We start from the raw sequence: 11,093 nt of genomic DNA on the forward strand, positions 1-11,093 counted from the left end.
CTGTTTCCGGGGGCCAACGTGTGGCGCGCAACCCTTCACCCCGCGAGTACGATAGCGTGGCATAGTCAGCGGGCTTAGCTTTACAGGTGCTGATCCTCGCCGACCATGAGTAATTTAAGGAACCCGTGAACCAACTGTTAGGGCAGCGGTACAGGACCGCTGAGCTGCTCGGAACGGGCGGCGCGTCCTCGGTGTACCGGGCGACCGACGAGAACCTTGGCCGCGATGTCGCAGTCAAGGTGTTCAATCCGAGCACATCGGATGACGACGACTACCGGCGCCAGCACACCGAAACCCTGTTGTTGGCCACGCTGAACCACCCGGGCCTGGTCACGCTGCATGACGCGGGTCTGCACGAGGACGAATCAGGCCGCACCACCAGTTTCCTGGTGATGGAAATTGTCGACGGCAGGGACCTGCGGAAGCTGCTGAAGGCAGAGCGCCTGGAACCTCTTGAGGTGGCGCAGCTTGGTGCGGACCTGGCCGACGCGCTGGCCTACATCCACTCGCAGGGGGTCATCCACCGTGATGTGAAACCTGCCAACATTTTGCTTTACCGAGCCGGGGAGCATGACACCCGGCTGTATTCCAAGCTGACCGATTTTGGGATTGCCCGGATGGTGAATGCCACCATGGCTACCGCCACGGGAGCCACCATCGGGACCGCCAACTACCTCAGCCCGGAGCAGGCGCACGGTTCGGTAGTCGATGCCAAGTCCGATATATACTCCCTCGGCCTGGTCCTGCTGGAGTGCCTCACCGGTCAGAAGGCCTTCCCGGGTGCGGTGGTCGAAGCCGCGGTGGCCAGACTGCTGCGCGACCCGGAGGTTCCCGACTCGCTGGGACCGGTGTGGGGCACCCTGCTCACCAGTATGACTGCGCGCGATCCCCAGCAGCGTCCCGATGCCCATGAAGTGGCCCTGGTCCTGCGGGAGTACGCACTCGATGCCGACGAGAGCAAGGTGCTCAGGCCCTTGATCGGCACGCGCTCCGACGAGCCCGCAGACGCGTCGGAGCCGGTGACCGGCGGCGTGATGACCGGTGGCATCGTGACCGGAAACGTCATCACCGGCAAGGTGTACATCCCCGCACCACCGGCCCACGCGCCGAGACTGGGCTAGTTTTCTTCTTCTGCAGGTTCCTCGGGCTCAAAGCTCGATGGATCCTCGGTGACTCCTGCGCCGACGCCGTCCTCGGACTCCGGGATGGTGCCGTCGGGGCCCTTCGACTTCTCGTCGGCGTTCGCGTCCTCGTGGTCAGGCTGCTCAGTCATGGCGCTCCTTCTGGTTGCTATTCGACTCGTCCTGCCATCCTAACGACCTCATACCGGAGCCAGGCCATCGAGTTTCCAAAGGTGCGGCTGTCGCGCAGCACCAGGGGCACGTGGGCCTTCGGGTAGAACGCCGTTCCTCCGCCCACGATCACCGGCGCCACGATCACCTGGATCTCGTCAACCAGCCCGGCGGTGAACGCATGGGCGGCGAGGGTGGGCCCAGCGATGTTGACGTCGGCGGTGGCGCCGTCGAGCAGTTGCCTGACCTCGTCGGCGTCGAACGCGCGGCGCAGGCCGGTATGCCGGGTCGACACGTCGGCCAGCGTGGTGGAGTAGACGATCTTTTCAGCCCCCTGCCAGATGCCCGCGAAACGCGCTGACTGCGGCGACTGTGCGGCGTAGCTATCATCGGTTTCCCAGCCGGTCATCATCTCGTACGTGGTGCGCCCGTAAAGATAAGTACCAACTTTGAGCTCCTGGTCGTTGATGAAGTCAAGCACCTCCTCGTCGGGGACAGCCCAGTCGAAGGTGCCCGCCTCATCGGCGATGTAGCCGTCCAGCGAACTCATGATGGAGTAGATCAGTCTGCCCATGGGGTCATCCTTCCGTTCTGGGCGGTCCGGTGTCCAGCATCTAGCCGGTGGGGCTGTGCCGGTCGCGGCCGCGCGCCCGCCTGCCTGCCGAGTATGGGAAGCTAATTCCATGATGAAGTCGGATCGGGTTCACCCGTGGATACGGCGGGTCGCCATCGAAGTGGGCGGGTGGACCCTGGTGGTTCTGGGCGTGGCAGCACTGGTGTTGCCCGGCCCCGGTCTCCTGATGCTCGCTGCCGGGCTCACCATCCTGTCCCTGCGGTACGCATGGGCCGACCGGCTGCTGCACCCCATCAAGGCGCGCGCCCTGCACGCGGCGGAGTTGGGAGTTCAGACCTGGCCCCGTATCGCCTTGAGCGTCCTGGGTGCCCTGATCCTGATGACGATCGGTGTCATCTGGGGGCTGCAGCCACCCACACCCGGATGGTGGCCACTGGAGGAGCGTTGGTGGCTTCCTGGCGGGTGGGTCACGGGCGGCACCATGATCGGCTCGGGCGTGATCGCCATTTCCCTGATCGTGTATAGCTTTCGCCGGTTCCGCCCCCGCCGGGTATCGGCGACCGGAGCACCTGTCTCCCCTCCCCTGCGCCCGTAGGCGACGGAGCCCGCAGCCTACGAGGTTGCGGGCTCGCTACTTCAGGAACTTGGAGGTTCGCCGGTCGGCGAGGGGCTTCCCGCCGGTCTGGCAGGTGGGGCAGTACTGCAGCGAGGAATCCGCGAAGGACACCTCACGCACCGTGTCTCCGCACACCGGGCAGGGCTCCCCGGTCCGCGCATGGACCCGCAGCGCCTCCCGTTTGGTGTCCTTGAGTTCCTTGGCTGGCTTTCCCGACGCCGCCGTGATGGCCGTCTGCAGCATCTGCCGCATCGTGGCGTGCAGGGTAGCGACGGCGTCGTCGTCCAGTTTGTTCGCGTGGGCAAACGGCGACAGACGGGCGGCATGGAGGATCTCGTCGCTATACGCGTTCCCGATTCCCGCCACCTTCGACTGGTCCCGCAGGAGGCCCTTGATCTGGCCGGCGTGGGACTTCAGCAATTCCGCGAAGGAGTCCAGGTCCATGTCCAGGGCGTCCGGCCCCAGACGGGCGATCCCGGGCACCTCGTCGGGATGCTCCACCAGATAGGCTGCCAGCGACTTCCGGGTGCCCGCCTCGGTCAGATCAAAACCAGGCTGGTCGCCCGCGCCGGCGTCGTCCCCGCCGTGGGCGAACCGTACCCGCAACGCGATCGGCCCCTTGCCTGGTTTTAGCCGCGTGGTGCTGAGATTATCGGACCACCTGAGCCACCCGGCCCGTGCCAGGTGCATCACGAGGTATTTCCCGCCGATCTGAAGCACCAGGAACTTCCCGCGCCGGTGAGCTGACTGCACCGGCTCGCCGGTGAGCGCGCGCACCGGTACCTGCGCCGTCTTCAGCACCGAGAAGGATGCGACTTCAACGTCGGCGACTATGGCGGGGGGTCCGTCGTCGGGAATCAACTTCCGTCGCAGGAAATCAACTAGCCCCTGCACCTCAGGCATCTCTGGCATGGACCTAGGTTAACACTGTCCGGCAAGACGAGAGGCCGGAAACAGTGGGAGTTCTCCCGCCGCTTCCGGCCTCTTGAGGTTGGGCTGGTCCCGCTAGTGGTGCGACACACCCAGGGGTGCGCCCTTGGTTTCCTTGACCAGGCTCACCCCGATGAAGGAAATCACGCAGAGCACCATGATGTAGATTGCGACCGACCCGGACCACTCGTATGCCTCGAGCAGGGCCTGTGCCACTGTCGCGGCGAAGGCACCACCGAGGATCGCACCGAGGGCGTACCCGATCGAGATGCCCGAGTACCGCACCTGGGCGGGGAACATCTCGGCGTACATGGCGGACATGGGCCCGTAGGACAGTCCCAGTCCGATGGTCAGCACGAACAGCGCAATGCCGTAGAGCACGATGTCACCGGTGTCAATCATCATGAACATGGGGATCATCCAGACAAAGACCCAGGCGTAACCGATCTGGAAGGTGCGGACCCTGCCGATCTTGTCGGAGAGCCAGCCACCCACCATGGTGAAGATGAGCCAACCGAACGAGGCCAGCACCGTCGCGAGCAGAACGTCGGTGATGGGAAGACCCAGCCGTCCGGTCGCGTAGGAGATGAAGAAGGCGATCAGGAGGTAGCCAGCCGCGTTGTTGCCTATGAAGATGGCGGCGGACAGGAGTACGTTCCTCGTGTGGTTCTTGAACAGTTCGCGCAACGGCGCCTTGCTCTCAGCTTTGCGCTGGGCCATTTCCTTGAACACGGGGCTCTCGGCGACTGAGCGACGAATCAGGTAGCCCACCACGATGAGGACCACCGAGAGGAGGAACGGAATCCGCCAGCCCCAGGCGAGGAACTCGTCCTCGGTGAGGACCGTGCGCAGCAGCAGGAGCAGGCTGGTTGCCAGGATCATGCCGATCGGGACGCCGATCTGCGGGTAGGCACCGAAGAGTCCACGCTTGTGTACCGGTGCATGCTCTACAGCCATCAGGGCCGCACCGCCCCATTCGCCACCCGCCGAGAAGCCCTGGATGATACGGAAGAGGATGAGCAGGATAGGCGCCCACATGCCGATCTGAGCGTAGGTCGGCAGCAGGCCGATCAGCGCGGTGGCGCCGCCCATCAGGAGCAGGGTCATCACCAGGACTGCCTTGCGGCCGATCCGGTCGCCCAGGTGGCCGGCGACGATGGCGCCGAGCGGACGGAACAGGAAGCTGATACCGATCAGGGCGAAGGAGAGAATCTGGGCCAGGCCCGCATTGGACTCCGACAGCGGGGTCAGGAAAAGCCCCGCCAGGACTGTTGCGGTGAGCTGGGCGAAAATGAAGAAGTCGTACCACTCGATGGTGGTGCCGACCAGGGTCCCCGCGAGAACCTTGCGTTCCTCGCGGGTCACGCGCTGGTTGGTCTGGCCAACGCTGGTTGAAGAAGACGTCATTGTGTACTCCAGGGTGGGGCGGACTATTTACTGACAGAACGTTCGGTAATTGTGACGCTGATCATACTACCCCCTGTCACTTTAATCCGTGCACCCCGCGGGAACGTCGCCGTCAGAGGTCAGGAAGGGCGACCCCAGCACCCCGGCAGGTTACCGGCGACCCTCCAGCTCCGGGTCCAGCGCTTCCGGCTCGGCGGGATCATCGGTTCCAGGCCACAGATGGGTCAACCACCACCAGACGAACACCGCCATCGCCGCGTACACCAGGTACAGCGCGATCCACGTGATCAGTGACGTTTCGACTGCCTGCCAGCTTTCAGGGAAGGGAATCACGACGACGACGAAGGTCAGACTGGCTACAAGATAGCTGGCCGCCCACAGCCGGCGATTAAACGCATACAGCGTGCCTCCGGGCAGGCCGCGCCACGGCAGCAGGACCAGGGGCAGCGCGGCGAGGCATCCGATGGCCAGGCCGGCAGCCGTCTCGATGACAAATACATCCAGCGGCCCGGGCGATGCGCCGCTGCGTTCAGTGAGCTCACTGTAGGTGAGCCAGCTCCCGATCCCCAGGGCCAGGACGTACCCCACCTCCGCGCCGGTGAGTGCGGCCTCCCGCCGCAGGGACCCGGTCGATGCGTAGCTCAGCGCAATGATGAGGCCGAACACCACGCCGGGCTGGAATTCAGTTACCCGGCTGAGGACCACTGCCGCCACGATCACCAGCAAGGAACCATACCTCAGGTGCAACCCCACGGTCTCACCTCTGCTCCGCAGGATGAGGGCAATCACCGCGAGCCCGAGCAGACCCTCCACCATGAAGGTCACGGCGAAGGAGAGGAACATCCTGAGCGACCCGGGATTGAGGCCGAACTCCGGGTCAATGAATCCCGAGAGGATGCTGGCGATGACCACACCGCCTGCGATGGCGGCCCACTGCGGTGCGGCGGAGAGCCTGGCTGTGACGGTCCGGGCCCCCGGTGATTCTCGCCAGCGGTGCAGGGGCGTGGTCAGAGGGGTGAGATGACGCCGGATCCGGTCCCAGTTCCCGGCCAGGGCCTGTTCCATCAGTTTGCCGGGCAGTCCGACAATTGCGGCGAAGATGACCGCTACTGTGACGGTGCCCGTGACGACGGCGGGGGTGAGCACCACGTCTCCGACCGGGCGCAGCCCGCTCAGGACCGACGGTTCAGCTGCACCGAACACCTGGATTTCGGGCGGCTGGTCGGGAAGGAGCGCGGTAACCGGTTCCTCAACCAGTACTTCCTGCTGGGTGACTTCCGGCAGCGGATCGGGTTCCACAGTGGGCTCCGGTTCGGGTTCGGCAGGTGGTTCCGCGGCGTCGACCGTCTCACGCATCTGGGCAATGATTTCAGGGCTGCCCGCGTTGAACCAGAAGCCATCAGTGAAGACGTACTGGTAATCCGGGAAGAAGTTGCCGAAGCCCTCCTCGGGCGGCGGCCGGAGGATGAGGCCGTCGTCGGTCTGTTCCTGGCTGTACCCCTCGCCCAGAAGTCGGTTCCGCTGCTCCTGCGCGGCGGCGTCGTCCAGCGGTGAGTAGCTGAAGGGTTCAAGAATGTCCGACTGGGGTATCCCCCACCGGCAGCTGCTTCCGCCGTTGGCGACGAAGGGGTCGTTGGGATCCCCCGACGGATCCTCACCCAGGTCGACAAGTTCGTAGCCTGCACCGGCGAAAGCCTCGGCGTAGTCCGGTGGGAGGAGCTCGGCGCACGGGATACGCTCGTCGATCACCACCGCCGACGACGGCGTGGCGGTGACTATGAGCCCGGCGTACCCGCCGAGCAGGACCGCGGCCACCGCCAGGGCAACGGGCCCTGATCCGGTGCCCGACGACGATCGATTGGTGGACTCTGACCCGGTGCCGGACACGGTTCTCTCCCATCGCTGGTGAGACCGATAGCGCAAAAGTAGCCGACCGGGTCCGGGCTATCAAGTACCTGGGCGGCGGCGCAGCCCGTCGCGGTTAGTCGCCAGTCAGGCCAGGTCAGTCCGAACGGTTCAGGAACTCACGGACCCGCGCCTGCACCGGCGCCGTGTCATAGCTCTTCACCAGTGCTCCGGCCATCCGCACTGGGTCACCGAAGAAGAAGTATTCGTACAGGGCCTGGCGCCCGGAGAACCCGGAGATCGACGCGTCGTGCGCCAGCTTGAACAGCCGCACCCGCTCGGGTCCGGTGAGGGTCTTCGCCTGCAGGTATAGCTCAATGTCCGGCAACGCCGCGCTGGCCAGATCGGCTTCCCCGGGCAGTGCCATCAGGCCGCTCGCGGCGAACTTCCTGATGATCTCGGGGAACCGCTGAGCCACCTTCGGATACCAGTTCCGAGCGGCGTTCAGGGTGGTCCACTTCGGCAGCATGACGCCGTCGTCGTTGCGCTGCGCATCCACTTCCGATGCCCGCATCAGGGCCTTGCCGATTTCCACCGTCTGGATCAGTTCGGCGAGATCCTCCTGGATGTGCTGGAAACCGTCGATGCCGATCGATTGCGACAGCTCCGATGCCAGGCCCAGGAAAAACTCGCTCTTGGCGATGGTCCGGCTGACCACCTGGTGGGTCATCAGCGCTCCGGCGCCCGTGTCGGAGTAGAAACTGTTGCACAGCTCCGGGTGGCCCAGCATGAAGATCCGCTCATTGGGCACAAACACGTTATCGAAGACGACGACGGCGTCCATCTCCTCAAAACGCGACGCCAGCGGCTCGTCGTGCGTCGATCCCCCGTTGTAGAGCGAGGTACGGCAGAGGTACCTCAGGCCTTCGGTGTCGCTCGGCAGCGCAAACGCATAGGAGTACGGAGCATCCTCCGGTGTTCCCCGCAACAGGGTGGAGGGGAACACCAGCAGTTCGTCGGCGATGGGTGCGATGGTAGCGAGCATGCGCGCCCCGTTGATGATGATTCCATCGTCGCGCTCCTCAGTGATCCGGGCGGAGAGCTGGCCACCCAGCTGCTCGGACCCGGCCACCGACCGGTTGACCTGCGGCGGGATGAGGGTGTGGGTGGTGAGGAGATCGTTCTCCCGGCAGTGCTCGTAGAACCGGCGGATATTCTCGCCGAACATCGGATCCGCCTGCGCGAACCACTTTTCGGCGGTGCTCAGCGCCGTCAGGCAACCGTTCATATAGTCACCCGTCCTGCCCAAAAACCCGTGCGAGTACTCCGCCCAGCAGGAGGTTGCCGCTCGGCGCCGCTGAAGATCCGCAACGGTCCGGGGCACCAGAAAGGAGGCGTTCACCAGGTCGCCGCTCGTCGGCGAGACGTAGGTGAGCTGCTCGGTGTAGTCAGGATCGTGCTGCAGATCGTAGAGCCGGGCGTAGGTCCGTGCGACGTTCCGGAACGCCGGGTGGTCGGCGACGTTTTCGCTGACCGTCTCGCCATTGATGACCACGTGCGGCCGCATGGAGTTCAGCTTGTCCAGGTACTGCGTGCCGGATCGGATTCCCATTGTGCTCCAGTTGCCGTGAGGTGTGGCTGTTGATTGTGCTGCCGGTGGTGCAACCCGCTAGAGCAGGTCTTCCATTCCCAGCTGGTTCTCCGGAATGGTCGTGAAGGTGCTGTTGGCGTACGCGAGCGCATCGCCCTTGCGGTAGTTGAAGTCCTGCACTTCCCCCAGGTACAGGGTGTGGTCACCGCCGTCGTACGCTGCCCAGGGCGTGCACTCGAAAAAGGCCAGCACATTGGCCAGGCGGGGCGCCGTGGTGCCCTCCAGCCAGGTGGGCTCGTTGGTGGGCCGGCCCGCGAAATGCATGGCGAGCGAGCGTTGCTCGGCGCCGAGAATGTTGACGGTGAAGGGACGTCCGGCCAGTTCATCGTGAGCCTTGGTGCTGCGCGCAATGCTCACCAGAACCAGCGGCGGGTCCATCGACACCGAGGTGAAGGAATTGACGGTAATCCCGTGGCGCTTGGTGGCGCCGTCGAACGTCACGATGGCCACCCCGGTGGCGAACCGGCCGAGGCTCCCCCTGAAGTGGTGCGCGCGGGGCGCGTTGAGCGAGCGGCGGCGGGCGGCGAAACCGTCACCAGCCGCACCCCAGTTCTGCGGTGACGCGATCATTGCGGGACTCCTTCGATGGGCTCGTTGGCTCCTTTCCAGCCTAGCTGTTCTATAGTTGAACATTTCATTCAGATAGTGAAATATTGACCGGAAGTGACCGAGATGACAGTCGAAGCGCCAGGAGGGACCGCCGTGGAGAGTGCCCGGAGTGGGACTGCGGTGGCAGCCTCAACGCACTCGCAGACCCTCTCCCGCGGTATTCGCGCCCTGGAGATCCTGGCCGAAGCGAGTTCACCGTTGTCGATTGCCGAGCTGTCGTCGCGTCTCGGCGTTCACCGCTCCATCGCCTACCGGATCCTGCGGACGCTCGAGGATCATTCGCTGGTCGTCCGTGATGCGGCTGGAGGGGTGAAGGCCGGGCCCGGCCTGGCAGTCCTGGCCCGGGGCGTCGCGAGCGATCTGCAGTCAGCTGCCCTCCCAGAGCTGACCCAGCTGGCGAACACGCTGGGCATGACCGCCTTCGTGGTTGTCCTCGACCAGCAGGAGTGCGTGACGCTCGTTGCGGTGGAACCCCGTCACACCGGAGCCACAGTGGCCCAGCGGCCCGGCACCCGCCACCCGGTGAGCGCCGGGGCGCCGGGAGTAGCCATCCAGTCGGCGCTCTCCGAACCGGCGTGGGAGCGCTGCGCACCGGGGCAGCCGTACCGTGCCGATGCCCGCACCGCCCAACGCACCGGCTATGCGGTGAGCCACGACGAGGTGATCGATGGGGTGTCGTCGGTGGCCGTACCGGTGAGGATTCCTGGCGAGCCGCCGGCGGCGGTGGCGGTCGTCTATATCCGTTCGCTTCACACCCCCGCAGAACTTGGCGCCCGCCTGCTTGACTGCGCGCGGATCATCGAGGATCAGCTGCGCTGACCTCCGGATGAGCTAGTCCGCGGGCTGCTGGCGGGGAACCGCGAGGGAGACGACGCCCAGCAGCAGCAGGGCACCGGCAGCGGCGACAGGAACTGCGAAGGCCGCACTGAATCCCTCGGCTTCGGCGATGGTCCCGGCCACCGAAGCACCGATCGCTGTGCCAGCGACTATTCCGCTGGCCAGGAGGGTCATGACGGTGCCCATGAGCTCTTTGGGAGCCACCATGGACCCGATGCTGAAGATGGTGACCATGGTGGGTCCCACCGGGACGCCGAGCACCAGCAAGACAAGCAGCATCAGGGGGACCTCCTGCGGGATGAAGAGGAACAGGGTGAGCAGGCTCATCCCTCCCGCTGAGAGAATCCAGCGCCACGACGCCGAGAACCGTGCGGGCCAGTAGGCCACCGACAGGGCGGCGGCCGCCGAGCTCAGACCCATCACCGCGTACAGCAGGCCGGCCGAGGTCGCCGCACCGAATTCTCCCGCGAAGGCAATGAGCGCTGTCTGTGTCGAGCCGAAGAAGGTGCCCATTGCCACCATTCCGAACACGGGCAGGGGAACCAGTAACCAGAACCGTCGGCTGCCGGGGGCGCCACGAAGGGGCGGTGACTGACCCTCCGGGGCGCGACGGGGCCGGCGGCTGAGCGGGACGACCGCCTGGACGGTACTGTGCACGGCGAAGGCGCTCACCATCACGACGGTGAGCACGGCGGCGAGGGTCAGCGGCAGCCAGGGAGCGATCAGGCTCGCGAGGAGTCCCACCAGTGCTGGCCCAAGGACGAAGGTCAGCTCGTCAGCGGTGCTTTCATAGGACAGCGCCGTGTCCAGGTCACCGGGTTCGGAGCGTCGGGTCAGCGCGATCCAGCGCACCCGCGCCAGTGGCCCGATCTGGGGGCAGGTCAGACCCATACCGAACGCTGCGGCCAGAATCATTGCTGTTGATGCTCCGGAGAAGTCCGGGACGAGGTAGCTCGACGCGACCACCCAGATGATGGCGGCGGTGTTCAGTGCTGCCGAGATCAGCAGGACGGGCCGCTGCCCGGTGCGGTCGGCGAGGTACCCGAGGATCGGTGCGCCCAATGCCGAGCCCACGCCCACAGCTCCGGCGGCGAATCCGCCGGTAGCCACGGATCCGCTGGCTGCGGTGACCAGGGTGAGGGCTCCGACGGTCAGCATGGCCAGCGGGAGCCGTGCGAAGAAACCGATGGTGAGGAAGGATGATCCGGCCAAGGCGGGGAGACGGCCAAAGCGTCCCAGCCGGCTGCCGGCTACTGCGGGTGTTGTCATGGTGTGGTCTTTCCGGATACTACTGAGCGCGCATCGTCCCCCCTCCCGATGCGCCCAACCCGG

At 65.5% G+C, this 11,093-nt stretch carries 11 protein-coding genes; 3 read left to right on the plus strand and 8 right to left on the minus strand.

Going from position 1 to position 11,093, the window contains the following annotated elements; translation table 11 throughout:
- Positions 1-125: 125 nt before the first annotated feature.
- Entirely contained in the window at positions 126-1,121 is a 996-nt protein-coding gene (locus tag HMI58_RS02330) for a serine/threonine-protein kinase (RefSeq protein ID WP_171618027.1), read from the plus strand.
- Here the strand turns inward: HMI58_RS02330 and HMI58_RS02335 are convergent.
- Together HMI58_RS02335 and HMI58_RS02340 are read right to left on the minus strand one after the other, a co-directional pair.
- Positions 1,118-1,273, minus strand: coding sequence for a hypothetical protein (locus tag HMI58_RS02335; RefSeq protein ID WP_171584257.1), 156 nt, complete (start codon positions 1,271-1,273; stop codon positions 1,118-1,120). The genes HMI58_RS02330 and HMI58_RS02335 overlap by 4 nt on opposite strands.
- Before the next feature lie 17 nt (positions 1,274-1,290).
- Positions 1,291-1,866, minus strand: a complete 576-nt coding sequence (locus HMI58_RS02340; RefSeq protein ID WP_171584256.1) for a dihydrofolate reductase family protein — start codon at positions 1,864-1,866, stop codon at positions 1,291-1,293.
- Positions 1,867-1,975: 109 nt separating this feature from the next.
- Here HMI58_RS02340 and HMI58_RS02345 point away from each other — a divergent pair, with 109 nt between their 5' ends.
- Positions 1,976-2,461 carry a PGPGW domain-containing protein gene (locus HMI58_RS02345; RefSeq protein ID WP_171584255.1) on the plus strand — a complete coding sequence of 162 codons (486 nt, stop codon included), beginning with the start codon at positions 1,976-1,978 and terminating at the stop codon, positions 2,459-2,461.
- Between the two features lie 36 nt (positions 2,462-2,497).
- Here HMI58_RS02345 and HMI58_RS02350 read toward each other — a convergent pair whose 3' ends face one another.
- The 5 genes from HMI58_RS02350 to HMI58_RS02370 all read right to left on the minus strand — a co-directional run bounded on the left by HMI58_RS02350 (position 2,498) and on the right by HMI58_RS02370 (position 8,885).
- A complete protein-coding gene (locus HMI58_RS02350) occupies positions 2,498-3,394 on the minus strand; it encodes an Fpg/Nei family DNA glycosylase (RefSeq protein ID WP_171618028.1) in 897 nt (298 codons plus the stop codon).
- A gap of 93 nt (positions 3,395-3,487) precedes the next feature.
- Entirely contained in the window at positions 3,488-4,819 is a 1,332-nt protein-coding gene (locus tag HMI58_RS02355) for an MFS transporter (protein WP_171618029.1), read from the minus strand.
- 150 nt (positions 4,820-4,969) lie between these two features.
- A complete protein-coding gene (locus tag HMI58_RS02360; protein ID WP_171584252.1) occupies positions 4,970-6,706 on the minus strand; it encodes a hypothetical protein in 1,737 nt (578 codons plus the stop codon).
- Positions 6,707-6,821: 115 nt separating this feature from the next.
- Complete coding sequence (gene hpaB / locus HMI58_RS02365) at positions 6,822-8,276, minus strand: 4-hydroxyphenylacetate 3-monooxygenase, oxygenase component (protein WP_171618030.1); 1,455 nt, start codon at positions 8,274-8,276, stop codon at positions 6,822-6,824.
- A 57-nt stretch (positions 8,277-8,333) separates the two neighbouring features.
- Complete coding sequence (locus HMI58_RS02370; protein WP_171618031.1) at positions 8,334-8,885, minus strand: flavin reductase family protein; 552 nt, start codon at positions 8,883-8,885, stop codon at positions 8,334-8,336.
- Positions 8,886-8,987: 102 nt separating this feature from the next.
- Here HMI58_RS02370 and HMI58_RS02375 point away from each other — a divergent pair, with 102 nt between their 5' ends.
- Positions 8,988-9,743 carry a helix-turn-helix domain-containing protein gene (locus tag HMI58_RS02375; protein WP_171618159.1) on the plus strand — a complete coding sequence of 252 codons (756 nt, stop codon included), beginning with the start codon at positions 8,988-8,990 and terminating at the stop codon, positions 9,741-9,743.
- A gap of 12 nt (positions 9,744-9,755) precedes the next feature.
- On the opposite strand, the gene HMI58_RS02380 is transcribed toward HMI58_RS02375, so the two are convergent.
- A complete protein-coding gene (locus tag HMI58_RS02380; RefSeq protein ID WP_171618032.1) occupies positions 9,756-11,030 on the minus strand; it encodes an MFS transporter in 1,275 nt (424 codons plus the stop codon).
- Between the last annotated feature and the right edge of the window lie 63 nt (positions 11,031-11,093).

The sequence above is a fragment of the Arthrobacter sp. 147(2020) genome (genome assembly GCF_013116715.1).
Taxonomy (GTDB): domain Bacteria; phylum Actinomycetota; class Actinomycetes; order Actinomycetales; family Micrococcaceae; genus Arthrobacter_D.

Coding starts and splice junctions, on each gene's coding strand:
- HMI58_RS02335 (WP_171584257.1), bottom strand. CDS start 1,273: ATGACTGAGCAGCCTGACCACGAGGACGCGAACGCCGACGAGAAGTCG.
- HMI58_RS02340 (WP_171584256.1), bottom strand. CDS start 1,866: ATGGGCAGACTGATCTACTCCATCATGAGTTCGCTGGACGGCTACATC.
- HMI58_RS02345 (WP_171584255.1), top strand. CDS start 1,976: ATGATGAAGTCGGATCGGGTTCACCCGTGGATACGGCGGGTCGCCATC.
- HMI58_RS02350 (WP_171618028.1), bottom strand. CDS start 3,394: ATGCCAGAGATGCCTGAGGTGCAGGGGCTAGTTGATTTCCTGCGACGG.
- HMI58_RS02355 (WP_171618029.1), bottom strand. CDS start 4,819: ATGACGTCTTCTTCAACCAGCGTTGGCCAGACCAACCAGCGCGTGACC.
- hpaB (WP_171618030.1), bottom strand. CDS start 8,276: ATGGGAATCCGATCCGGCACGCAGTACCTGGACAAGCTGAACTCCATG.
- HMI58_RS02370 (WP_171618031.1), bottom strand. CDS start 8,885: ATGATCGCGTCACCGCAGAACTGGGGTGCGGCTGGTGACGGTTTCGCC.
- HMI58_RS02375 (WP_171618159.1), top strand. CDS start 8,988: ATGACAGTCGAAGCGCCAGGAGGGACCGCCGTGGAGAGTGCCCGGAGT.
- HMI58_RS02380 (WP_171618032.1), bottom strand. CDS start 11,030: ATGACAACACCCGCAGTAGCCGGCAGCCGGCTGGGACGCTTTGGCCGT.